Source organism: Paenibacillus sp. VTT E-133291, from assembly GCF_002264395.1.
In the GTDB taxonomy this organism is placed as follows: Bacteria; Bacillota; Bacilli; order Paenibacillales; family Paenibacillaceae; genus Paenibacillus_AQ; species Paenibacillus_AQ nitricinens.
In genome coordinates this window covers 18,585-40,904 of record NZ_NFVA01000004.1, presented here as the reverse complement: position 1 = coordinate 40,904, position 22,320 = coordinate 18,585, and the positions used below count along the sequence as shown (strand labels likewise).

General features: G+C 43.4%; 23 protein-coding genes and 1 pseudogene. 6 read left to right on the top strand and 18 right to left on the bottom strand.

Annotated elements, in window-relative coordinates; genetic code table 11:
- Positions 1 to 125 precede the first annotated feature (125 nt).
- A complete protein-coding gene (locus CA598_RS03000; RefSeq protein ID WP_256990333.1) occupies positions 126 to 638 on the top strand; it encodes a DinB family protein in 513 nt (170 codons plus the stop codon).
- A 25-nt stretch (positions 639 to 663) separates the two neighbouring features.
- Here CA598_RS03000 and CA598_RS02995 read toward each other — a convergent pair whose 3' ends face one another.
- On the bottom strand, positions 664 to 1,251 hold the full coding sequence (locus tag CA598_RS02995) for an NAD(P)H-dependent oxidoreductase (protein ID WP_094868458.1): 588 nt from the start codon (positions 1,249 to 1,251) through the stop codon (positions 664 to 666).
- A 121-nt stretch (positions 1,252 to 1,372) separates the two neighbouring features.
- Between CA598_RS02995 and CA598_RS02990 the strand changes: the two genes are divergently transcribed.
- Positions 1,373 to 1,810, top strand: coding sequence for a MarR family winged helix-turn-helix transcriptional regulator (locus CA598_RS02990; RefSeq protein WP_094868459.1), 438 nt, complete (start codon positions 1,373 to 1,375; stop codon positions 1,808 to 1,810).
- Positions 1,811 to 1,967: 157 nt separating this feature from the next.
- On the opposite strand, the gene CA598_RS02985 is transcribed toward CA598_RS02990, so the two are convergent.
- The 5 genes from CA598_RS02985 to hprK form a co-directional block, all read right to left on the bottom strand.
- Positions 1,968 to 2,849: an SMI1/KNR4 family protein gene (locus CA598_RS02985; protein ID WP_094875314.1), complete on the bottom strand. Its 882-nt coding sequence runs from the start codon at positions 2,847 to 2,849 to the stop codon at positions 1,968 to 1,970.
- 383 nt (positions 2,850 to 3,232) lie between these two features.
- Entirely contained in the window at positions 3,233 to 3,931 is a 699-nt protein-coding gene (locus tag CA598_RS02980; protein WP_094875312.1) for an ABC transporter ATP-binding protein, read from the bottom strand.
- Entirely contained in the window at positions 3,931 to 5,052 is a 1,122-nt protein-coding gene (locus CA598_RS02975; RefSeq protein WP_094868462.1) for an ABC transporter permease, read from the bottom strand. The genes CA598_RS02980 and CA598_RS02975 overlap by 1 nt, the downstream gene beginning before the upstream one ends.
- 123 nt (positions 5,053 to 5,175) lie before the next feature.
- Positions 5,176 to 5,742 (bottom strand): TetR/AcrR family transcriptional regulator, encoded by a 567-nt coding sequence (locus CA598_RS02970; RefSeq protein ID WP_094868463.1) that lies wholly within the window; start codon positions 5,740 to 5,742, stop codon positions 5,176 to 5,178.
- A gap of 154 nt (positions 5,743 to 5,896) precedes the next feature.
- Positions 5,897 to 6,814 carry an HPr(Ser) kinase/phosphatase gene (gene hprK, locus CA598_RS02965; RefSeq protein WP_094868501.1) on the bottom strand — a complete coding sequence of 306 codons (918 nt, stop codon included), beginning with the start codon at positions 6,812 to 6,814 and terminating at the stop codon, positions 5,897 to 5,899.
- A gap of 225 nt (positions 6,815 to 7,039) precedes the next feature.
- Here hprK and CA598_RS02960 point away from each other — a divergent pair, with 225 nt between their 5' ends.
- From CA598_RS02960 to CA598_RS02950, 3 genes are all read left to right on the top strand, one after another.
- On the top strand, positions 7,040 to 7,630 hold the full coding sequence (locus tag CA598_RS02960; protein WP_094868464.1) for a DUF1989 domain-containing protein: 591 nt from the start codon (positions 7,040 to 7,042) through the stop codon (positions 7,628 to 7,630).
- Positions 7,631 to 7,737: 107 nt separating this feature from the next.
- A complete protein-coding gene (locus CA598_RS02955; RefSeq protein ID WP_094868465.1) occupies positions 7,738 to 8,364 on the top strand; it encodes a LysE family transporter in 627 nt (208 codons plus the stop codon).
- Positions 8,365 to 8,456: 92 nt separating this feature from the next.
- Positions 8,457 to 9,230: a YqcI/YcgG family protein gene (locus CA598_RS02950; RefSeq protein ID WP_094875310.1), complete on the top strand. Its 774-nt coding sequence runs from the start codon at positions 8,457 to 8,459 to the stop codon at positions 9,228 to 9,230.
- Positions 9,231 to 9,234: 4 nt separating this feature from the next.
- On the opposite strand, the gene CA598_RS02945 is transcribed toward CA598_RS02950, so the two are convergent.
- The 3 genes from CA598_RS02945 to CA598_RS02935 form a co-directional block, all read right to left on the bottom strand.
- Positions 9,235 to 10,545, bottom strand: a complete 1,311-nt coding sequence (locus tag CA598_RS02945; RefSeq protein WP_094875308.1) for an amino acid permease — start codon at positions 10,543 to 10,545, stop codon at positions 9,235 to 9,237.
- 142 nt (positions 10,546 to 10,687) lie between these two features.
- On the bottom strand, positions 10,688 to 11,278 hold the full coding sequence (locus CA598_RS02940) for a spore coat protein (protein ID WP_094868502.1): 591 nt from the start codon (positions 11,276 to 11,278) through the stop codon (positions 10,688 to 10,690).
- Positions 11,279 to 11,366: 88 nt separating this feature from the next.
- Entirely contained in the window at positions 11,367 to 12,617 is a 1,251-nt protein-coding gene (locus CA598_RS02935; RefSeq protein WP_094875306.1) for an MFS transporter, read from the bottom strand.
- A gap of 136 nt (positions 12,618 to 12,753) precedes the next feature.
- Between CA598_RS02935 and CA598_RS02930 the strand changes: the two genes are divergently transcribed.
- Positions 12,754 to 13,356 (top strand): TetR/AcrR family transcriptional regulator, encoded by a 603-nt coding sequence (locus CA598_RS02930; RefSeq protein WP_094875304.1) that lies wholly within the window; start codon positions 12,754 to 12,756, stop codon positions 13,354 to 13,356.
- Between the two features lie 98 nt (positions 13,357 to 13,454).
- On the opposite strand, the gene CA598_RS02925 is transcribed toward CA598_RS02930, so the two are convergent.
- From CA598_RS02925 to CA598_RS02890, 9 genes and pseudogenes are all read right to left on the bottom strand, one after another.
- Positions 13,455 to 14,042 (bottom strand): DUF1349 domain-containing protein, encoded by a 588-nt coding sequence (locus tag CA598_RS02925; protein WP_094875302.1) that lies wholly within the window; start codon positions 14,040 to 14,042, stop codon positions 13,455 to 13,457.
- Between the two features lie 27 nt (positions 14,043 to 14,069).
- Entirely contained in the window at positions 14,070 to 14,306 is a 237-nt protein-coding gene (locus CA598_RS33330; protein WP_306035596.1) for a YiaA/YiaB family inner membrane protein, read from the bottom strand.
- A gap of 57 nt (positions 14,307 to 14,363) precedes the next feature.
- Positions 14,364 to 14,546: pseudogene (locus CA598_RS33325) on the bottom strand (YiaA/YiaB family inner membrane protein); the annotation flags it as partial.
- A 192-nt stretch (positions 14,547 to 14,738) separates the two neighbouring features.
- On the bottom strand, positions 14,739 to 15,023 hold the full coding sequence (locus CA598_RS02915) for an alpha/beta-type small acid-soluble spore protein (protein WP_076285007.1): 285 nt from the start codon (positions 15,021 to 15,023) through the stop codon (positions 14,739 to 14,741).
- 235 nt (positions 15,024 to 15,258) lie between these two features.
- Positions 15,259 to 16,854: an ABC transporter substrate-binding protein gene (locus CA598_RS02910; RefSeq protein ID WP_094875301.1), complete on the bottom strand. Its 1,596-nt coding sequence runs from the start codon at positions 16,852 to 16,854 to the stop codon at positions 15,259 to 15,261.
- Between the two features lie 53 nt (positions 16,855 to 16,907).
- The gene (locus tag CA598_RS02905) at positions 16,908 to 17,789 is read right to left on the bottom strand and encodes a carbohydrate ABC transporter permease (RefSeq protein WP_094875299.1); all 882 of its coding nucleotides are present in this window, start codon (positions 17,787 to 17,789) and stop codon (positions 16,908 to 16,910) included.
- 39 nt (positions 17,790 to 17,828) lie between these two features.
- Positions 17,829 to 18,749, bottom strand: a complete 921-nt coding sequence (locus CA598_RS02900; RefSeq protein WP_042192982.1) for an ABC transporter permease — start codon at positions 18,747 to 18,749, stop codon at positions 17,829 to 17,831.
- A gap of 168 nt (positions 18,750 to 18,917) precedes the next feature.
- Positions 18,918 to 20,492 (bottom strand): response regulator, encoded by a 1,575-nt coding sequence (locus tag CA598_RS02895; protein ID WP_094868503.1) that lies wholly within the window; start codon positions 20,490 to 20,492, stop codon positions 18,918 to 18,920.
- An 11-nt stretch (positions 20,493 to 20,503) separates the two neighbouring features.
- A complete protein-coding gene (locus CA598_RS02890; RefSeq protein WP_094868473.1) occupies positions 20,504 to 22,240 on the bottom strand; it encodes a sensor histidine kinase in 1,737 nt (578 codons plus the stop codon).
- Positions 22,241 to 22,320: the final 80 nt, after the last annotated feature.

Below are 22,320 nucleotides of genomic sequence, written 5' to 3'. Positions count from 1 at the left end.
ATCGCTGTCGTCTGTATCTTGGTTTATTTTGGACAAAGGATCCTATAATAAACATCTCTAAATTGTACCGAACATTTTTGGAATGGGTATAATTAAAGCATCAATAATCTTAGGGGGAGTAACTCATGGAGAAACATCCTACGTTAGAAATGTATGACTACAATGTATGGGCTAATCAAACGATCATCCATCGCTTAAAGGAGTTGCCTAAAGACATTTATCATAAGGATATCCAGAGTGGTTTTTCTTCGGTAGCAAAGGTTGTGACGCATATTTATGTCGTGGAGAATATTTGGTTTGACTTGATTTCAGGGCGAACTAGGAATGAAGCTATAGCATCAGCAGCACAACTAGAGCCCTTGTTAGCAATAAAAGATATTGAAGAAATGGATGTCCTCTATCGTGAGCTATCCAGTAAAAATAAAATGGTTCTGAATAGCCACATAGATAAGGACCCCACCGTTGTGTTAGATCATCCAACTATGGGATCGCTTGAGACATCTATTTCCGGAGCTATCTTTCACATCGCGAATCATGGCAGCTATCACCGCGGTAATATCGGGATAATGCTGCGACAAATGGATCATACCTCAGTGCTACAGGATTATGTTGCCTATCTATACAACGAGCCGAAATAATCATAACGCTGCTTCATCTATCGTATTAATTAGCTACAGATTTGAAATATTGATACACCTGATTTAGCTTCTTTTCATGTTTACCTTTCGGGCTCTCCATGTTGCCAAACTCAAAAAACTTCACTTTCTTGATCCCACAATATTGAAACAATGCTTTTCTCATCAGCACTTTATGGGAATTATTTAACCAATATAAAGGATACAGGGTTGGACCCTTCATGCTGGAAATACAAACTACCGACTTCCCTTTCAGCAGCCCTTCAGGTATAAGCCCGCCCTTTTCTCTGTAAGCGAAATTAGAAGCAAACATTTGATCAATATAACCTAGCAGCATGGCCGGAGGCCGCCCCCACCAGATGGGATACACGAATACAATTTTGTCGGCCTGACGAATCTGCTCACGATATTTCTCTAGCTGGGGATCGGTGTGCATGTCTCTTCTCCGTTTATGTTCATTAAAAACCAGCACCGGATCAAATTGCTCTTCATATAGATCAAGTACCTCTATCTTCGAGATCTGTTGATTCTCATTACTTCCTTGGATGACTTTATTGAAAAAAGAATAACTTAAACTTTTATGATTCGGATGTGTATAGATGACTAAGACGTTCATTGCTCCACCTCTTTAATTATCATTTGATAACAAAATCGTATCACAACCTATATTTAGTTGTCAAATGATAATTGTATTATGATAATTATTTTGTTAAGGTTTACACTAAGAGGTGATCGTAATGGACAAAGAAGCGTTTTTCCATAAATTAGTGACCTTTACGACGGCAGTCCATGAAGTAACATTCGACCTAACCAAAGATGTTAGACCGGAAGGTATTACGCCTGTTCAATATAGTATTCTGGAGTATATTGCCGTTAGCCAGCCTGTTACCCTCAGCCAAATCAGCGATTGTAAGAATATCTCTATGCCAAACACAAGCCGTGAACTTAAGAAATTAACGGAAAAGAACCTTTGTGAGAAGTTTGATGTCGCAGAAGATCGGCGTAAGCAATTTATCCGACTGTCTGAAGAGGGACAAGCGATGATGAATAAAGCTTTTGAGCAAATCGGCGAACGTTTTCTGGATCGAATTAAAGATTCTTCTACTGAAGAATTGGAGGAAATCAACCAAGCGCTCGATGTACTTCAGTCCAGGGTGTTCATTAACGGTCAATGAGTGGATAAAAAAGAAAACAGAGCAGCGTATCTCCATGATTGGATAACCGCTGCTCTGTTTCCTGGTTCATGAATGGGCTGATTCATGACTAATTATAGGTTCACCAAAGTCTAACGACTCGGAACCCGTCTCGCCTTCAGCTAAATCGCCGAATCCACTATTTCACCAGTCCACCGATAAAGGACTCGAAATTGTCAGCCAAGCGAGTAATCTTGTATTTGTTATCACGATCTACATGGATAACCTCAGGTTCGCCATCATTTCCAAACTCGCGGTAATCCAGCATGATTACTTCATTCTCCGAAGGACAATCACAAATCACCACACCAACCTCTGGATAACGTCCATTTTCAATCACATTCCGGCTGCCTGAAGCTCCACAGAGCGACCTATTTTTATCTCGTCCAATGCCAAGGATACCTGAAATCGTAATAAATTCTCCTGTTCCCGGAATTGGGTACCGATTGTTATGAGGAATTCCCCCATTATGTAACTTCATCATTTCAACGTAGTATTTTGGCAACTTAAATACCAGCTCTTCTTCCACTGAAGCAATCAATGCATCTGTAGGCCGTTCAGAGATATATTCTTCGAACGCATACTCGCTGTCATCCCAAAAATTGGTGGAGTCGATTGCTACTACAGGCTTATTTGCGGGTTTACTCACAGGCTTTTTGGTAGCTTTCTTAGCCAATTTGCGTTTGATCCAACCCAAAAACTCCAAGGTGTCCTCATCATCAGGCTCTAGCTCGTCTGCAATTGTAAATGCTTTTAAAGCTTCGTCATAGCGCTTCAGATAATAGTAGGAAACTCCGATACGGTAATGCCAGAGCGGATCACCTTCGCCCTCTTCTTCAATGCTCAAATACTGCTCTAAGGCCTCTTCATATTGCCCGAGATTATTAAGTGCTCTGCCCAAATGACTAGTTAGAACATAATCTCTTTCCTCTTCAGGAATTTCCGTTATTGCATCCACGATTTCTTGAAATTCATCCTCTTCATGCCAAGTGTCCAATTTTTCCAATAGCTCATCACTCATCATTAATACCTCCTAGTAACGATCACTCAAAATACCTATTAGAAATTATACCATTTATAGCCTATGCCCAGCCAATAACGCAAGTCCTCCTGCGTATTCATACCCTTGAGGGGGTTATTACATAGGAATAGTATGTCGCAAGAAGATTACAATCATCACAAAAAAAGCGCCGTGTCAGCCACAGTCGCTCTTTGATTACGATTCTTTTCATCATTAGCTACTCAGTCTTTAACAAAAGTTTCAAACTTAGCAACTGACTCGAGCTGGTTGAATACAACACCTCTAATCTTAAATGATCCTCTAATTTCTGAAAGCATAATTTACTATTAAAAAAATAGGCCGCAGAATTGATCTGCGGTCTATTTGTGTAGACAGAGAAAAATTTATTTATAAACATCTTTTAGAGGGAACAAAGATAACTTACCATCCTCCATCCGGTATACTTTATCACAATATTTAAGCATACGTTCATCGTGAGTAACCATAATCGCTGCTTTCTGGCGTGACTTCACCTCTTGCGCGATTAGACTAACTACTTCATGGGCCCGTTTAGTATCCAAACTAGCTGTAGGCTCGTCCGCCAAGATGACATTAGGGTTATTTATTAAAGCGCGAGCGATGGCTGTCCGTTGCTTCTCCCCACCTGATAACTCTTCTGGAAGACTTGTTAGCTTCGCGCCAAGACCCAGCTCTTCGAGCAGCTTAGTGGCCAATTGCTTATCCTCTCTAGTTACTGTGCTCGACATCCTTTTTACTATTAGCAATTGATCCAAAACATTTAAATATGGAACCAAATTTGAAGATTGCATAATAAATCCGATTTCTTGTAGTCTTATATTCGACAGTTCTTTGGCAGTAAGCGTAGAAATAGTATGCCCGTTCAGCTTAACTTCCCCTTCTGAAGCTTCAAGCATGGCTCCAGCGATAGACAAGAACGTACTTTTACCTGAACCCGACGGTCCAACTACAGCCACGAACTCACCCGGCTCGACCGATAGGGTTACATGATCGAGTGCGGCGATACGATTACTTCCTTCAGCATAGTATTTTGTGACATCATTCATTTGTAATCCCTTAGTCATTATTCAACCCTCCCCAATGCCTGTAGCGGATCAATCTTTGTAATCTTTCGAACGGATACCATCGAACTTAACACAGCGATGATTAGTAAGATTAAAGAATAAATTACGACAAGATTCGTTTCCAGCTTGAAAGGCATACCCTTCGGCATAATGGCGGCTGTCCCATAAGTCAGTAAGATTCCAATTACAATACTAGTCAAAGAAATTATAAATACTTGCGATATAATGGCTTTTCCAAGGAATTTGTTACTGGCACCTATAGCTTTCATAATGCCAAACTGGTTGCTCTTCTGCATCGTAATTACATAGAAGAACACTCCAAGCACGAATGCAGAGATCGCCAGCAAAAATGCTAGCATCATTAAAATAGTACCATTCTCTTCCTTGTAACCTGGCATCCCTTGAACAGCTTCTGCCCGGGTAACCGTATCCGTACCTGATAATTTGCTATTCATTACTTCTGGATCGATATCCTTGCCTTGCAGCATAATTGCATTAACCGGACCTGGAATTCCTTTATCTGAACCCGGAGCAGCAAAACTAATCTTCCGCCACTCCTCCATCGGAGTAAATACGGAAGCAACGTGGTTATAGGTCTGATCCTTCACAAACCCGATAATCGTTAATGATTCCGTTGTACCGTCTAACTGAAAAGTATCACCTAGGCTATAACCCTCATCCTTCATGGTCAAGTTCACTAGTACACCAGTAGAATTCTCAGAAGTTAAACTCTCCCCTTCCACGATAGTCGGCTCCAAGAAACTTCCTGGATTAATTCCAATAATCGCGATGTCTACCTTATCCTCATTCTTAGCACCTTGCTCTTTCAGCGCTGTTGCCATTGTACTTCCCATCGGTGCTGCAGCACTAACATTTGGCAATAACTCCACTTCGGTCAATAACTGCTCAGACAGAAGAGACTTGCTCATCGAAGACTGCGACCCTTCTTCAAAAACTACATAATCAGCCTTCATAGTCTTGAGTGTGGATGCAGCTAGTGTAGATAATCCAGTTCCTAAACCTGATAAAATGAATACCAACCAAGCAATTAATACAAAAATAATAGCAATCATTGAAAACTTCATTTTACTATGCATTATTTCCTTCATAGCTAAGAACATTATCTTTTTTCAGCTCCCTTTATATTAATTGACACATGTGTCAAATTAGATGGCACCACCACATCTGTCTCATTTATTAAACAATATAAATGACACATGTGTCAAATTCTCTTCAAAATTAGATCAGCTCTTTGCACCCCCAATCCACATTTGAAATAACACCTTACCCCAATCAGGTGTTGGGATATTCAGCATATTTGGTGTATTAATTAGGTTAAAAAAAACACCAATAAGTACAGGAAGTGGGATATCCTGCCGTAGGCTTTTTTCCTGCTGTGCGCGTGCGAACAAACCAGATAGCTGAATTTTAAGAGTCTTATGTGCTTCTTCAATAAATTCAAGATCCCTCGCCGCTGCAGCAGAATTCGCTGTGTTTATTTTACTGGCATCTCCCAGGAGCTGATGGAGCGAAGATTCTTCTACGTAAATGAGAAGTAACTGCTCGAGAGCGTCCATGGGATTTGCCTCGTTAATTGTTAATGCCTTATCTAATACCGCTGCAATTACGCGCTTCATACAAGCGGCAACGATTTCTTCTTTATTAGCATAATATTGATAAATGGTACTTCGGGCACCGGACAGATGCTGCGAGAGCAGTTTGAGATGAAAGCCATCGTAGCCATGATCCAATACTAATTTTTTTGTCATATCAAGCAGCTCGGTTTCAGTAAAAGTTTGTTTTCTACCCATGGTCCATCCCCCTTTTCATTATTACAGTTTAGCATACGCAAAAAGTAATGCGTAGGTCATAATAAAAAGACAGACCGTCCATAAGCAGCACTCTCACCTGCGGACAGTCCTTTCAAAAGTACTTGGATATTCTATTTATCCATATGTTTTACCTTCACGACTGCATCCCGTTTTCAATCCTCTGCATAAACTCTTCAACGGCGCTATAGCCAAGCTGTTTCAGATACCAGTTGTTGGCGGCAGCTTCGATTAGGCCGGCTACGTCACGGCCGGGCTGAAGCTGGATTTCAATATGTGGAATTTGGACACCAAGATAGTCTGTGAACTTCGGCTCCAGCTCGAGCTCATTATTCAAGGAATTCTCTCGCCAAGGAGACAACTCAATGTCGAGTACAATTCGCGTCTCATCCTGAAAAGCTCTACGCCCGTACTGGCGTACAACATTGATCAGACCAATACTGCGCAGCGCTAGGAATTCGCGGGTCGTCTCATTATGTGTGCCGAGAAGCGTTGCCGGTCCCAGCTTCTTCAGCACCACGATATCATCCGCCACAAACCGGTGGCCTCTTCTAATAAGCGTATGCGCGGTTTCGCTTTTTCCAATCCCAGACTTGCCCCGGAGTAGGACACCTATACCAGACACATTTACACATACCCCATGAATTGAAAGCTCTGGCGCCAGCGCCTTCACCAGATAGGTGTCAATCTTTGCGATGATCTCTGTCGTCGTCTCCTGCGTCCGAAGCAACGGGATGCCCTCTTCTTCGCAGAATAGAGTTAAATAAGGAATCTCCTGCTGACCTGTCGTCACAATAAAGCATGGTGGATGATACTTGACGATATTACCAATATGTAACTTGCGCTCTTCAACGCTTAGGGTTAACAGATAATTGATTTCCTTGCAGCCCAATACTTGTACCCGCTTCGTTGGGAAAAAATCAAAGTAACCCACGAACTCCAGACCAGGTCTATGCGCCTTTGAACGAGTGATTTCACGTTCCATGCAGCTAGCACCTGCAAGTACTTCCAGCTTAAACTTCTCTGTAAGGCTTTGAACGGTAGTCGATTTCAAAGTTGTTCCCTCCTGTGGCTGCGTATCTTGAATACGCAATACGGTTAACGGGATATATTCAACGACAAATGGGATGATTCCTGCAACAACGCTACTATAGGCTTGTAATGTCATCATATCTAATACAATTGTTTCTATGAACGTCACACTGCTCCATACTTGGTATGACTTTTTTGGCAAAAAGCCATACTACTTCTCACAGACTATGACCGAAGGAGAATACTCATGAGTGAACACCAATGGCTAATTCCAGCAACCAAGGGATTGGGCTTCAAGTTGGACAAAGGGCAGATCGTCCGGGTAACCGATGTAGAAGGAGAGCAGGTAGCAGATTTTGCTGCTTATAACGCCGTTCGCCCTAATGAACGGATTGACCCCGGTGTAACGATAGATGCTCTAGGCAAGATGAATGTGCTCCCGGGGGACATCCTCTATTCCAACCAATACAGGCCACTGCTTACGATTATTAAGGATACTGTGGGCCGTCATGATTTCATTAACTCTGCCTGTCGTCCCGAGATGTATGAGGTGCTGTATAACAAAAAGGATCACGCCAGCTGTTACAATAACCTGAATGAGGCGCTATCGGAGTTTGGCCTGCCCGCTCCCGATCAGCATTATCCGTTTAATCTTTTTATGAATACTGTCATTGATCCTTCTGGAAAAGTCAGCGTGGAGCGACCGCTTTCTAAAGCCGGGGATTATATGGAGTTGCGGGCTGAGATGGATCTGATCATTGCCATATCAGCTTGTCCCTGCTCCGAAAGTGTCTGCAATGGGTACAAGTGTACACCGATTGCCGTAGAGATTCTTTAGAGTATGTTGCAAAAAGAATAGCGCCCACCAGGCTCGTCTTCTAACCGGCCCACTTCTTGAATAGAATGACTTGTACAAGTTAACATCTCATTCAAGGAGCGATGACCATGAATAGCTTTATCACCTATATAGTACTCGGCATCTCATTATCTGCACCTATTGGTCCCATCAATGCAGCCCAGCTTGACCGGGGAGCGCGGATGGGATTTTTCCAATCCTGGATGATTGGACTGGGGGCCATGTGTGCGGATTTAGTGTATATGCTACTCATTTACTTTGGATTAGCTCACTTTCTGAATACCCCGTTTATGAAAACCTTCCTATGGACATTCGGCAGCTTCGTTCTCCTGTATACCGGAATTGACACTTTGAAAAATATCAATGCCGTGCCTGGATCCGCCTCGCGTGGTGCACAGACCGGCACTAGCGCCTTCCGTTCTGGATTTCTAATGGCACTGATGAACCCACTCAGCATTCTGTTCTGGTTAGGCATTTACGGCTCCATTCTGGCCAAAAGCATAGAAAATCAACATTTCGATCAGGTGCTGTGGAACAGCATGGGTATTTTTGTCGGCATCCTACTCTGGGATGTGGTGATGGCGATGCTGTCTAGCTTCTTTCATCGGTTCACCGGCCCTTCTATGCTCCGGTTCATTTCCCTTGCCGCGGGGATTTGCCTTCTTGGTTTTGGCATCTACTTCGGCTCTCAGGCATTTATACAGTTGTTTGGCTAATAGGTTCAACCAGCAAGAGATTCCCTAGGCCTTCACCTATCTCCCTCCCTTCGCATAGGATGTTTTGAACTTAACGAGGAGGGTGTTTTTGGATGGCCCATTTGAACACAAAGGTCTGGCTGGATGAACATCTGGCTGAGCTGCCGTACTGGCAGCAGGATGCTTTTCGTCAATTTACATCTATGATTGCAGATCCTGAAGGCAAATATCCCTGTATCCCGGGACGGCAGGGGTTTCTATCCAATAATTTACGCTTTGGTTTCGTTGCTGATCCACGAAACGAAGACTCGACTACGGAAGTCGCTCATTTACTTCGCCAATATGGCCAATGCTCGCGGGATACCGGTAAATATGCCTCCCTTGTCCTGTTTTTTGAAACTCCGGCAGATCTGGCAGAAGGCTACTCCATCGAGGAATATGAGAATTTGTTCTGGTCCATTCTGGGCCGCGTCAGTGCGGTGGATACGGTGCCCTGGCCGGATGAAATTTCTACCGATCCCGCACATCCTTCGTGGGAGTTCTGCTATGATGGGCATCCGTATTTTGCGTTCTGCGCAACCCCGGCACATGAGCTGCGAAGAAGCCGCCATACCCCTTATTTTGTGATTGCCTTTCAGCCGCGTTGGGTATTCGAGAATATTAACGATTCTACCGCATTTGGTCGAAATATGAAAAAGCAGATCCGCAAGAAGCTCGCAGACTATGATAGTATTCCTGCGCATCCTTCCCTTCAATGGTATGGGCAGGAGAGCAATTTGGAATGGAAGCAATATTTTCTGCGGGATGACGAAAGTGCGCCGTCTAAATGTCCATATACTTATATGAAGAACAAGTTCAAAGCTATAGGAATTAAATTTCACTCTTAAGCGCTTATGAGGTTTGTTCGCGTTTTTTCAAGAGGTGCTCCCTAAACCAGGTAATCAAAGCAACGACACAGATGATCAGAAGGCTGGACCAGAAGCCGGGACGGCCCCCTTTTTCAAAAAGTGTACCTGCCACGGCAGCAATGATCAGCACCGTAGCGACCATGGATCTAATCCAACCGCCCATCTTTGGTTTCAATAGCTTAAGGAAAGAGGCAAGGATAAATAGCCATGTGTACAAAATAACTAGACCGGCAGCTGTAGTGATATGCTCAAAAATTTGCTTTGGCAGAAACAAGCTCAGTACAATTGTTACGCAAAGGCCCAGCATATTGATACCAAGCGCGTAGAGCGGCATCTTTCTTTTTCCTTTTGTCACCGCCAACCAAGAAGGGGCATCTTTATCCTCGGCCAAGGTCACCAGCATAGTCGAGACCGCATACAATGAAGCCACTAGGATAGAGAACCCGGCCACGATCATTACCCCGTTCAGCACGTATACAAGAATAGGTAGTTCCATCGCTTCAAGTGCAGCAATAATTGAGCTTTGATCAGGTCTCACTTTCTCAGGGCTCACGAATAATAGGGCGAGTCCTATCGACAGTACATACAGCAGGGTCACGCCCAGCAGCATAAACCTGCCTGCTTTCGGAGCTTCTTTTGGGTCGCGTAAGTCCATCGCCATAAAGCCCATAACCTCAATACCCCCAAAAGCATAGAACGCATAAAGTAACCCTTTCCAAGCGCCCATCCATCCTTTGTTCAACCATGCTGCCGAACTGTGAACCGTATCCCAATTCCCCCTCCCTCTCAAAAGGGCAACCATGGCGACCACGATGAACATCAGTACCGCGGCGATTTTGATCATGGCGAATACATTTTCCGCTTTGTTAATCCCCTGGCTACCTAGAATAATTACCAGCAGACCCAGCACGGCATAAATTGCGGTAAAAACCCAAAGCGGCCAACTCGCAAACCATACCCGCGAGAACAGTCCCAAAGCAGTCATAGTACTGCCAAGTATTAAAATTTCTGAACACCAATAGATCCAGCCCATGCCAAATCCGGCCCAACGTCCAAAAGCCGCCTTAGCATAACTACGGAAAGAACCCTTTTGAGGATCCTGCATAGTCATTTGGGCCAGCGCCTCATAGACGAACAGAGTTGCCACAGCCGCTAACACAAAAATAACCAACACCAATAATCCGCTTTTACGGATAGCGATGCTGGAACCAAGAAAAAATCCCGTGCCAATTGTGCAGCCTACACCAAACAGAGTAAGCTGCCACCAAGGTAGCTTGCCAGTTGGAGTACCCATATGTATATCCCCCCGTCTGGTGTTACTATGCGTTTTCGGGAGCTATTTTATTCTGGTATAGGCTTAGGCAGACAAAAGAAGACCCGACTTCCTGTTCAACAACAAACGAGTCGGGTCTTCTACGGTTAGAATTGGTCAGTGCCTAGTTATTTACGGGCATCTGAGGGGAACCGGCAGCGGGAACATAGGCATCCAGCATCTGCTGTATTACTGAAACCTGAAGCTGCGGAACCTGATAGTAGGCATGTTTGTTCTGATAAAGGAACAACTCATATCCCATTTCAATAAAATGCTGCACCTGTGAAGCCAGCACCCGGCGCAGCGCTGGGTTCGTCACTTCGGGTGAAGACATGGCCAGCAGTGAGGCATGGGATTTGATTAGACCCAGCATATACCCGCTGACGCCCGCATCTTTCACCTCTTCCAGTGATTGGTTAGGCTTCTTCGGCTGGGCCGGTTGGAGGCCGTAAACCGGCTGTGTCATATTCGGGATAAGATAGGTAGCCGTTTCCTGGCTTGGCTTTTGCCCTGTCTTAAAGCATTGGCAGGTCAAGTTGTACTGATCCAGCATGAAATTGTACTGCCGATCCAAAATAGACAAAAGCTCTTGATCCTGTACAAAAGTTCTGAACATCATAAACTGGTCCAGTACATTGATCTGGCAGGACAATACCTCGTGCACATCGAACATTTCATGGGCGCCGTGGTCTAGCTGCTGCCCCCCTATTGTCATGCTTCCTGGCTGTAGTTGCTGCTGCAAAGTGTATTCTCCTTTGTTCTTAGATGAGTACCCTTAATAATATGAAGGATCAGGTGGCCAATTATGCATGCACCTTCTTATTATCAATCCGAATCTTCCTTCTATGTGTCGTGAATAATCCGAAGTACCCTATCGTTACGAGGATACAGATTATAACATCAACAACAATCAAGTTCTGATAATCCCCAAAATAATCGAAGGACAGGCCTCCAATTAATGCACCTACTATACCGCCGCACTGGTGCATGAGAAGTAGAACACCAGTTTGTTTTCCTTTACCCTTTGCAATCTCATTAATAACAAGCATTCCACCTGGTAATGCGCTTAAGTAGGTAATTCCGAACGCTATAGCAAAAAGAATTGGTGAACTTCCTAAATGCATAAAAAGGAAAGCAAAACCTACAATACGTATGCCATACAATAGAGACATCATCATTAATTTATTGTATCGGTCCAGAAAATAGCCGCAAATAAGAGCCCCCGTGATTTCCATAATTCCAAGTATGCTCATAGATAAGGCGATCATGCTTGGTGATACATCTGCCAACTGATGTATGGCTACCAAATTCATCTCGACGGATCCCATATTGATACCGCAGGTGAACAGCGCAATCGCGACCACGACAAAGATAGGAAAAGAGATAAATCTTTTAGACGGTGCAATTACGCTAGATAATGTATCTTGACCATCGACTTCTATTGAACGATCCGAAGGAGACCTCTCCGTATTTTTCGGTTGTGAACTCTTAATTCCTAACCAAATTACGGGAAGCGTCACACAAACACCTAAGATAAAAGAAGCCATAAAAGCGTTCTTCCAAGTCAGCCAGTCTATGGTTACGAAAATAGGAGTAACAATCGCTAATCCTACGGAAGAAGCACTCGCCAGCAAAGCCATTGCTTTAGCCCGATGATGCCTAAACCATTCAAACATCAATATATAATTCGTCGTCGCCCCAATACCTGCCAAACCAGAGATAACACCGTATCCAATAAAAAAGACAATAGGATGGTGACCTAACACGACAATACCAGTACCCAAAGTACTCAAAATTGCACTTAACATTAGTATCTTCTTTGTGCCATACCGATCCACGAGCCAGCCCCCCAAAGGTGCACATACGGCTACGATGAATAAATTGGTGGACCATGCCATTGAGATAAATCCCCTGCTAATCTGTAAATCCGTCGATATCTGCACCTGAAAGAAAGACAAGCTGAAGCGGGTCAATGCACCAATAAATCCAATAACCCAGAGAGATCCTAATCCAATCCATGCATACCTGGATTCCTTAAACCATGTCGTTTCCATTATGGTTTCCACCCTTGTCTAATATAAAAGATACCGTTCGGTATCTTTTATATTAGCATAAATGCTTTTTTTTGCAACAGAATAATTTCATTTGATATACTACGTGTACATATACAATTAAGGACGGAGGATGATAATGGAAAAGGGGGAGAAGACTCGCAAATACATCATAGCTAAAGCCGCTGAACTGTTTAACCAGAAGGGATATTCGGGCTCCTCGTTATCTGATATAACAGATTTGACAGGCATTAAGAAAGGTGGCATTTATCGCCATTTTTCCAGTAAAGATGAGATTGCATATGAAGCCTTTAGCTATGCGGGTAGTATTGTGGGGGCCCAACTAGCTAATGCCATTAGTCAGCAAGAAACGGCCTCTGGCAAGCTGTTAGCATATTTACATGTATACGAGAAAGTAGTTGAAGCGCCACCTTTTATTGGGGGGTGCCCGCTCCTCAACACGGCTATTGAAAGCGACGACAGTCATCCAGGCTTACGTGAAAAAGCCCAGCAAGCCCTAATAGGCACACTAGAATCCAAAAAGAAAATCATTTCTGAGGGTGTACAAAGTGGTGAATTCAAAGCAGACCTCGATATTGAGGCACTAGCTACCTTCTCCCTTTCCATCATGGAGGGTGGTATCATGATGAGCAAGCTCGAAGGTAATAATCGGCACATACGGATGAATATCAAGAGCTTTGCTGCTTATTTAAAAAATGAGTGCCTACGCGAGCCCGGTTAGTTCATTCAAAACTTTGTTAACATACAAAGATTTTAAAATAAAAAGGAGCCTCGTCATTACTCACGAGGCTCCTTTAGCTTAATCTTAGTTCCATAACTTTATTTATGTTCCAACCACTGGCATTCTGTGATTTCTATTTCTGTAAATGTTGCTTTAAATGATGAATCTTCTGGGCTACAAGCATATAAACCAAAATTGATATACTTGCTCCCTTCAAACAAATGAAAAATACGCATCTGCTTAAATGTAATCCCATCAAGAGAATTTTCAACACAGAAGTCACTCTCACGCCGACTTAATCTGTAATACATTGTTTTTATAGTTGCATCGATATCTGTTGTAGCCCAATCCGAATATCCGTGATTCGTAACCACACTACCCAATCTTTGATATTCTTCATTCTCATATTCAATCGATGCCTTGAACCAATTGTCACTGTCCTGATAGACAATTACTCCACACTGATCAAATCTATGAGCACTATCAAAATCAGTCTTCACTATAAAAGAAAAATATTTCTCATCAGTCTTCATCAGTAGTGCAGGTGCATTATCATTTCTAAACCCATAATAGGTGCGTTGCCAAAAATCAGTATTAGGCTCAGTCACAATTTCAATCTTGTTATCTGTAATAGAAGAAGTGCTGGTTGGATGTTGCCAAAAGAGATTTTCTTTTATAAAGTTCATTTCACTGCTCCTTATCTAGGTCCCTCTTTACCCTTGAATGTCCCTCCTGGCATCTTGCTCGGCGAGAATCTCTTTATCCTCCGCGTTATCTCTCGTCACTTTCTGAACGCCAACGGCGCTATATGAAATCAACAGAATAACAGCTATATAATACCCCTTTACATTCAATTGAAATGGAGCATTGTACAGACCAATAAAGAACATTACATACCCAATAACCAAGCCTGCAAAAGCCATAATTGTGAAAGCCCCTGTATTTCTCATCCTGTGTTTCGGATTTTCTAGCTTAATTTCCTTATCCTCTGAATTGTCTCTAACAACCTTTTGCACAACGATACAGCTAATCGTAATTAACACCATGCAAAGCAAATAATACCCTTTAACGTTCAATTCCCAATCGTCGTTGTACACCCCCAAACAGAATAGAAAAAGACCTGCAGCCAATGCAAAATACGATACCCCTGTGAAAGCAGCTGTGTTGCGTTTACGATACCTCTGATTCATCCGACGATTCCTCTCCCAATACAGAATTGAATGGTGTTATAACCTTCTTCACTATACTGTGGAACATCGGTAAAATTCTACCATTAATTAGGTTGTTTTGGGAAAACGCAAAGAAAACGGTCTCAGTCCCAGGTAATTCAGGACTAAAGCCGCCTCCTACATTTTCTGCAACTTTATGATTTAGAAAAAATGCTACTCCCTCTCCTGATCCACCAATTGCTGCTGTGCGAGCCGAATCATCTCGCGGACCATCGATCCACCAATTTTTCCGCCAATCTGACCCACTGATTCCGTACTCAAATGTCCATTCTCACCGTGTTCCAATGGAATACCAAGTTCTTTTGCGACTTCATATTTCACATCATCAGGCCGCTCCGGATCTACATCATAACCCTCGCGCCGCATCACCTCGGCTTTAAATGTTTGCATTCCGCGATTAACTCCCGGCACTGCATATTTCCTGTTTCTTCTGGACATCCCTTATCCCCTCCTAAACATGTTTTAAGTAACATGCCCGGAAATCGGAACCTCCACCCCTGTTGATTTGCTCCGATTATTTCCAAGAGGGTGCTAAACTTCCGTTAATTTGATAATTTGATGTAAATTTAAAGATAAATCCTGTGTCCGATAGCGACCTCCTATTCGGACGATCCCCACAACAGGGAGGCCCAACAGTCATTTCATGACTGTTGGGCCTCCCTTATCCTGTATATTACTTGTTCGCTAAGAAAGCATCGATTTGCGCTTGCAGCTCAGCCTGGATTTTATCAATGCCAGCTGATTTCAGCTGTTTGTTCAAATCTGCAAGGCCTTTGTCGATATCTTTAATTACGCCATACTCGAGCGGAATGGCATAGCGGAGCATTACATTGCCCACATTGGCAATTTCCGTCTTCACTTTGCTATTGTCGAATACAAAGGTTTCAAGGGCATAGTGGTAGACGTTAGCTTCCCATCCCTTAGCCAGATCGTTAGCTTCTTGAGGGAATGCTTCATTATCAAGGTTGAGTGGTGAGTTGAAGTTCCAATTAGAGAATCCAGTAAAGTTTGGATTTTTGTCGAGTGCTTTATATTTGGTGTCGCCAACCGGTTCATAGTGCACGCCACTAATTCCGTACATTATCAGGTCGTGCAGTTCTTTATCATTCTGCATCAGATCAATCAGCATCAAGGAACGTTCTACATTTTTGGAAGTCGCATGAATCGACGTACCGTTTTGTGTAGAAATCGCCACTGATTTTTTCTTCCCTTGGTTGATATCAGCCAACGCCACTTCATAAGGAGAATTTTCTTGGCGCATCAAGGCCATGAGTGCTCCAAGTGTTCCGTTATTATGCGTAATCGAGGCCGTTTTGCCTGCTTTAAAATCCGCCTGATGATCATTTTTGCTGTTCAGAACGTTTTTCGACCAGGCATTGTTATCAGCGAGATCTTTGTAATACACGAGTAGATCCTTGAACTCTTGCGTTTCATAGACGTTAAAGACTTTGCCTGTTTCATCGGTCAATTTGAAGGCAAACGGAAGATCCAGGTCAAACATATTCCATTCGTTTTGCTGCTTCAGTAATACACGGTCCAAGTTATGATACTTCCAGTCTCCTGTTTCCGGAGTGAAAGGTGTAATTCCTTTTTCCTTCTCAGCTATCGTCTTCAAATAGGTAGCATATGCTTCCGGGCTGTTGATTTCAGGAAGATTGTATTTCTTGCGCAAATCTTCACGATATAGAATCAGCTTTTCAACAGACTCTCCTCTGTTTTGCGGAACCATATACAGCTTACCGTTTACTTTTGCCTGATCCCAGCTCACATCTGACATAGCTTCCTTAGTTTGCGGCATATATTTGGTAAGCAGCTCGTCGGTTAATTCTAGAAATCCGCCTTTCAGCGCCTGGTCATTATAACCAGCCCAGTTTGCCGAATAGATGAGGTCAAAATCTTCATTTGCCGCCAGCTTCAGTGGATATTTTTGAGCCCAGTCAGACCAGTCCAAGAACTCTCCCTCAAGGGTCGCATTAATTTTTTCTTTCAGTTTCTTGTTAATTTCAGCAAAAACACTATCATAGTCTATCGGTTTAGGCCCAACGAAGATCATTTTCAGCTTTACTTCTTTAGAGGTGTCTATGGTATCTGAAGTTTCGGCTGCATTCGTTGCACTCGCTGTTTCGGTAGGCTCACTTGTTACCTCAGCGGCATTATTGGTAGCCTTAGCCGGTGTATTGGCTTTGTTGTTGCCACCACCACATGCGCTCAAGATCATTACGAAGGTTAAAACGAGTGCGAGCATAATGAATCTATTTTTTCTCAGCATTTCAAGCCTTCCCCCTTGTATTCATTATATTGATAAACCGGATTCCCCCGGGTTCATCCTTTCACAGCGCCAATCGTCAAGCCTTGAACGAAATATCTCTGAACGAATGGATAAGCGAGCAGAATCGGACCTGTAGCTACAACCGTCATTGCCATCTTCAAGCTCTCGCTTGGAATCGATGTGGTTACAACTGCTCCTGCACCCATCATGGCTTTTCGCATGCCGTCCATATTACCAAGCATTTTGTACAAATAATATTGAAGCGGCATCAGCTTCTCATCGGAAATAAATAGAAGGGCATTGTACCAGTCGTTCCAATAGGCAAGAGCCAGAAACAAACCAATAGTAGCTAGAGCCGGCTTAGAGAGAGGCAGGATTAAACGGGCGTAAATCTTAAAATCGCCTGCACCGTCAATTTTAGCCGATTCTACTATTGCTTCCGGAATGCTGCCCATAAACGACTTCATAACAATGATGTAAAAGACGTTGAGCATCATCGGAATCACTAAAGCCATCAGTGTATCTTTGATATGGAGGTAATTGACCATAAGCAGATACCATGGAACCAGACCACCATTAAATAAAGTTGTAAAGAAAAAGAAGAACGAAAATTTATTGCGCCATTTAAAATCTTTTCTGGATAGCGCATAAGCCGTCATCGAAGTCAGAAACAAGCCAAGCAATGTGCCTATTATAGTAACGCCTATGGTCACCATATAGGCTTGAATCATCTGGTCGGGATACTTAAACAAAATGCTGTAGGCTTCTGTTGAGAAGGCCGTAGGTATAAATTGATAGCCCTCTGTTAATATTTTCGACTCTTCCGTCAGTGATGAAGAGACGACAAGTACAAACGGGAATATACATAAAATTGCGAGAACGATTAGGGATACATAACCAATACCCGAGAATATTTTACGATCGAGCTGCTTCATATCGTTACCTCCATTATGAAAACTGTACCTCTGATGCGGTTAGAATAAAGCGCGGTCTTTATCGTATTTACGAACAGCATAGTTCACAGTCATGATCGTTGCGAAGCCAAGAACGGACTGGAAAACGCCAGCTGCAGCCGACATGCCGATATCATTCGAAGTAATCAGCGACCTGAACACAAATGTATCAATCACATCTGTCGAAGAGAACAACAAACCGTTGTTGCCGATCATGTTATAGAACATCCCGAAATCACCGCGGAAAATATTCCCGACCGCCAATAGCACCAGAATAATAATCGTCGGATACAAATTTGGAATCGTTACTTTCCGGATCCGCTGAAAAATATTGGCGCCATCGATTTCAGCCGCCTCATACTGTTCAGTATCTATGCCCGTAATCGCGGCCAAGTACATTACTGTTCCGTATCCAAGGCCTTTCCAGGCGGACACGAGAACCAGGATATACGGCCAGTAGGCAGGCGTATTGTAAATATCAATAGGTTCTAGCCCGAGTCCTCTAAGGAGTGCGTTCACAGTACCAATATCATAATTGAGCAGGTTATAGGCAATCGCGCCGACAACGACCCATGAAATAAAATAAGGCAGAAAGAGCGCCGATTGCGTAATTTTGCGGAACCATTTGCCCCCAACCTCAAACAACATGATCGCGGCAAAAATCTGCAAAGAGTTATTCACTACGATAAATGCAATATTGTACAATGCTGTATTTCGTGTAACCCGCCAGGCATCCCCTGATTCAAAGAAAAAGCGGAAGTTATCGAGCCCGTTCCAGGCACTTCCAAAAATACCGCCCGCGTAATCATAATGCTTAAAGGCAATAATAATGCCTGCCATCGGGACATAGGCAAACAAAAGAAAAAAAGCAACCGCCGGAGCCAGCATCAGCAATAGAACCCTGTAGTTTTTCAAATCGCTCCAAAATGTATGCCCTTTCATCTTTGCACCCCTTTCTTCTCTATATCTCTCATTATAAAAGGACGGCGGCGGTGAGATAATTCAGCGAAACAACTAAACATAATACTAATTCAACGATTCATAAACAATTTCGATAAAAAGAAGACCCTGTTCCATATAGAACACGAGCCTCCTCAATAAGAAATCGATTCAGATTTTATTTTTCTTCCGGTACTCGCCGGGCGACATGCCCATATACTGCTTGAACTGCCTATTGAAATAAATAATGTTCTTATATCCGGCTTGTTCCGCAATCTCATATACTTTCTTCGTTGGATCCTCGAGTAGCTCGCATACCCGCTTCATACGTAATTCACTTAGAAAATCGCTGAAGAGACTATTGGTTTCGACCTTGAACAGATGCCCCAGATAGTTAGGGGTAAAGTCGAAATGTGCGGCGACCTCGTTTAACGTTATTTTTTGATCTAATCTTTCTTTCACATACTCCGTGATTTCATCAATTAACTTACGTTTTTGCCTTTGGCGTTTCAAATAAAGAAGCTCAGACAGTTCAAAGAATCTTCTTCTCAGCCACGATAGGATATCATGCACCGTTTCGAACTGAAACAGCACAAAAGGATGATGCGAATCCCAATTCAAAATCTCGTACAAATGCTCATTCATTTGCTGCAGATCAGCATGAAGCTTAGAGGTGATCCGGATAATGATATCGTAAATGTCGTTTTTCTGGGAGATCGGGCTGTCTCCGGCAAATAGTTGAAGCAAGCAATCATCAATAGTGGTAAGGTCGTAGTCGAGCATAGCTTTAAGCATACGATCCACAATAACCTCTAAGTCCGAAGCCATCTTTTCCTTTGGAGACCATTCCGAGGCATCTTGGATTAACCTATTCTTCCCTACGATCCATTTAATGCTTAAAGCGGCCTGCGCCTGCCGATAGGAATCATGTAGCTTGACCGGGTCGGTTGTGTACATTCCTCTTCCGATCGTAATCGAACAGGAGAACTCCTGATAGAACGCCCGAATCAACTCTTCCAGCAAAGCTGTAAAATATTGTTCCTGAACCGCAGCAAGGATCACAAAGTGATCGTCATAGGTCGTAATTACCATGCCCAAATTTTGATCCTGAGCAAACTTTCGGATAAACTGATTGGCAGTGCTGCTCCATAAACTCCGCTCTTCTTCCGTCCAGGTTTGGATTTTTCGCGCCATGTCGTCGATCTCAATGATGGCAACCGCCGATGCACCTTGTAAGTATGGCGTGAGGACGTTGTGAATGTGCGTTTCAACCTGTCCCGGTGCCGCCTCGTTAAACCAACGCAGCAGTAGCTCCTGATTAACAAGCGTCAGCGTTTCCGACAAGGAAGTACGCTGCGTCCTCTCCTTCTCAATCTTGGCGCAGAGTTCGGTCAGCGTCTCGTTCAGCTCGTCATCATCCACAGGCTTAAGCAGATAACTGTATGCATTCAATTGAATCGCTTCCTTGGCATAATTGAAATCCTGGTGTCCGCTAATAAAAAGAATATGGACCTCAGGGTTAATCTCCTTCGCTTTCCGCGCAAATTCCACGCCCGACATAATCGGCATGCCGATATCAGAAAGAATGATATCAATAGGATGCTGCTCCATCATTTTCAGTGCGGCAAACCCGCTCGTTGCCGTTCTCACGCTATGCAAAGACAAATGATCACTGCCGGCTACACGCCGTCTAAGCCATTCCAAATCGATTACTTCATCATCCACCAGCAGAACATTGATCTCCATCGCCATACTCCTCACTCCCCCATCACTTCCCTGATTTCTGCATTTTCCACCGGTAAAATAATTTGAACTGTCGTTCCCGCTCCAAAATAGCTGCCGATTTGAATGCCGAAATCGCTCCCGTATCGCAGTTTAATTCGTTCTTCCACATTTCTCAGACCGTAGCTGCCTGGTTGATATGCGCTTGATCGCATGTTTTGAAGCGTCTCCGGACGCATGCCGATCCCGTTATCAATGACCTTGAGTTCGATGCGGTCACCCAGCCGCTTTCCAGTAATACGAATCGCAATGGTCTCCCCGAACCAGGCGTGCTTGAATATATTCTCCACAAATGGCTGCAAAATCAGCTTAATAATAGGTACCTGTAAAATTTCCGGATCGACATCATAATAAACCTCAAAGGCGTCCGCATACTTCACTCTCTGAATTTCCAGATACATCCTCACCTGCTCCAGCTCATTTTCAAGAGAAATATATACATGCCCGTCGTTTAATGTGAGTCGATAAAACTTGGAGAGGCCTTGCACCATCTGCGTAACCTTCTCCACTTCCCCCATATTGGCCAGACTGCCGATGGTCGACAGCGTATTGTACAGGAAATGCGGACTGATCTGGGCTTGAAGCACATCCAGCTCCGCTTGCTTTTTCTGAATGCCCTGCACATAGACGTTCCGGATGAGTTCCTGAATGCTGGTCGCCATTTGGTTGAAGCTATTAGCGATATAGACAAATTCATCGTTCCCCGGAAATCCGATTCTTTTATAAAAATTACCCTCCTGAAACGATCGGACCAAATACACAATCCGCTTGATCTTCTTGCCAGATATACGTGCGACTAGAAAACCGATCATAGCCATCACCAAAAAACTGATGGAACAAACGGTACTAATCACCTTCCGCATTCTACTAGCATCTTTGTTCAAATAAGAGTGAGGTACGCGCGCCTCAATGACATAGCTTGATACCGGAATATCTTCACTAATAACTAAATAAGCATCTTGTTTCGTATCTTCAGCAGCAACACCCTGCTCATACAAAGTCATTCCTGTAGCCCTATCCAACAGACGAAGTTCAATCCCCTGTTCAATCGGAAAAGTATCAAAATTACCAAATAGCTCATCAATCCTCGCCGTAACGCGAATATATCCGATAATAGCAGGTGCTGCCTTGGAAGAAACAAGCTTGCGGAAATATGAAATATTACCCAGCTCCCGGTCGGTATCCGCTTGAAGCCACAAACTGTCTTGATTATTCGTAACAATCGACTTAAACCACTCCGTATTCTCGATCACCTGGTCAGAAAGAACATAATAATCACTTCGACCGATGGGTGTCGACATATCATCCCCGGTAATTTCAAGCATCGTCTCATTGACGGTAAAAAGAGCAAGTCTCAGCTTGTTCCCATACAATTGCAGAGGGGCTTTCATATAAGGAACGATATCATCTCTCATTTTGAGCATATTTTCCAAAGGATCTCCCCTGAACTGAAGGGCATTCTGAAAATTCGTATTTAGAAACAGCGAGTTGGTCATACGTTTGATTTCATCTGTCTGGTATTCGATGTTGTTCCTCGTCTGCTTTAATGCGGTCCGGACATTCGTTTCCGCCATTTCAGTCCTGGACTCTACGAGCATTGTATAGGCTATATAACCTACCAGCATATCTGTCAGCAATACAAGAATGAGATACGGAATCATCATCTTGTATGTGAATGGAATATACTTTTTACTAGACAGTTTCCTCTCCATGCGCATGCTCCCTTATATACGTATCCATACGACTGCTATTTCGACCCATTCTACAACGAAAAGAAAGCGGTTACTATATC

Bases quoted from the DNA above. Each gene is read 5' to 3' on its own strand.
- CA598_RS03000 (WP_256990333.1), top strand. From the start codon at position 126: ATGGAGAAACATCCTACGTTAGAAATGTATGACTACAATGTATGGGCT.
- CA598_RS02905 (WP_094875299.1), bottom strand. From the start codon at position 17,789: ATGAAGCAGCTCGATCGTAAAATATTCTCGGGTATTGGTTATGTATCC.
- CA598_RS02980 (WP_094875312.1), bottom strand. From the start codon at position 3,931: ATGACTAAGGGATTACAAATGAATGATGTCACAAAATACTATGCTGAA.
- CA598_RS02990 (WP_094868459.1), top strand. From the start codon at position 1,373: ATGGACAAAGAAGCGTTTTTCCATAAATTAGTGACCTTTACGACGGCA.
- CA598_RS02915 (WP_076285007.1), bottom strand. From the start codon at position 15,023: ATGTCCAGAAGAAACAGGAAATATGCAGTGCCGGGAGTTAATCGCGGA.
- CA598_RS02960 (WP_094868464.1), top strand. From the start codon at position 7,040: ATGAGTGAACACCAATGGCTAATTCCAGCAACCAAGGGATTGGGCTTC.
- CA598_RS02890 (WP_094868473.1), bottom strand. From the start codon at position 22,240: ATGGAGAGGAAACTGTCTAGTAAAAAGTATATTCCATTCACATACAAG.
- CA598_RS02895 (WP_094868503.1), bottom strand. From the start codon at position 20,492: ATGGAGATCAATGTTCTGCTGGTGGATGATGAAGTAATCGATTTGGAA.
- CA598_RS02975 (WP_094868462.1), bottom strand. From the start codon at position 5,052: ATGTTCTTAGCTATGAAGGAAATAATGCATAGTAAAATGAAGTTTTCA.
- CA598_RS02925 (WP_094875302.1), bottom strand. From the start codon at position 14,042: ATGAACTTTATAAAAGAAAATCTCTTTTGGCAACATCCAACCAGCACT.
- CA598_RS02985 (WP_094875314.1), bottom strand. From the start codon at position 2,849: ATGAGTGATGAGCTATTGGAAAAATTGGACACTTGGCATGAAGAGGAT.
- CA598_RS02970 (WP_094868463.1), bottom strand. From the start codon at position 5,742: ATGGGTAGAAAACAAACTTTTACTGAAACCGAGCTGCTTGATATGACA.
- CA598_RS02950 (WP_094875310.1), top strand. From the start codon at position 8,457: ATGGCCCATTTGAACACAAAGGTCTGGCTGGATGAACATCTGGCTGAG.
- CA598_RS02900 (WP_042192982.1), bottom strand. From the start codon at position 18,749: ATGAAAGGGCATACATTTTGGAGCGATTTGAAAAACTACAGGGTTCTA.
- CA598_RS02910 (WP_094875301.1), bottom strand. From the start codon at position 16,854: ATGCTGAGAAAAAATAGATTCATTATGCTCGCACTCGTTTTAACCTTC.
- CA598_RS02945 (WP_094875308.1), bottom strand. From the start codon at position 10,545: ATGGGTACTCCAACTGGCAAGCTACCTTGGTGGCAGCTTACTCTGTTT.
- CA598_RS02935 (WP_094875306.1), bottom strand. From the start codon at position 12,617: ATGGAAACGACATGGTTTAAGGAATCCAGGTATGCATGGATTGGATTA.
- CA598_RS02940 (WP_094868502.1), bottom strand. From the start codon at position 11,278: ATGACAATAGGGGGGCAGCAGCTAGACCACGGCGCCCATGAAATGTTC.
- CA598_RS33330 (WP_306035596.1), bottom strand. From the start codon at position 14,306: ATGAGAAATACAGGGGCTTTCACAATTATGGCTTTTGCAGGCTTGGTT.
- CA598_RS02930 (WP_094875304.1), top strand. From the start codon at position 12,754: ATGGAAAAGGGGGAGAAGACTCGCAAATACATCATAGCTAAAGCCGCT.
- CA598_RS02995 (WP_094868458.1), bottom strand. From the start codon at position 1,251: ATGAACGTCTTAGTCATCTATACACATCCGAATCATAAAAGTTTAAGT.
- CA598_RS02955 (WP_094868465.1), top strand. From the start codon at position 7,738: ATGAATAGCTTTATCACCTATATAGTACTCGGCATCTCATTATCTGCA.